Genomic DNA, 489 nt, shown 5'->3' on the forward strand with positions numbered 1-489 from the left:
TCCGGACAGAAAACCAATGAGGCCTCCGGCTAACGTACCGACAACCGGAATGACTGAACCTATCAGCGCACCGGCGGAGGCTCCTTCAAGCCCGGCAAGGCCTCCGGCTGTTGCGCCAATGACCCCTCCCGTTTTTTTACCCACATGGCGCAGTCGTATGTTTTGCGAACCGCAATTCGGACAATGCATTTCTTTCTCCATTGTTACTGGCAATAAAGCCGCCTGAATAAACAGGCGGGCCGTGTATAAAAACGGCCCTGATACCGGAACAGGGAATGTGGCGATGGCAGCGCCGGAACGGGGGAAGCATGCATTCGGGTATTTTGCAGGGCAGTTCAACGGGGACGGGGAACAAGAGTAGCGGCAGGGCATCAGAACCCCGTTTTTTCTTATCAGGCACATTAACCTCCGTGGGTGAAATAACGAAACGGCAGCATTTCTGCTGCCGTTCTCACACAGGTAATATAGGTCTGAAATTTTTTTGAATGC

1 pseudogene is annotated in these 489 nt (G+C 53.0%); it reads right to left on the reverse strand.

Annotation, left to right across the window (positions count from 1 at the left end):
• Positions 1 to 189, reverse strand: a pseudogene (locus DEO48_RS26970) (complement resistance protein TraT); the annotation flags it as partial.
• Positions 190 to 489 lie beyond the last annotated feature (300 nt).

This window comes from Enterobacter sp. CGMCC 5087, from assembly GCF_003144775.1.
GTDB classification, from domain to species: domain Bacteria; phylum Pseudomonadota; class Gammaproteobacteria; order Enterobacterales; family Enterobacteriaceae; genus Enterobacter; species Enterobacter cloacae_M.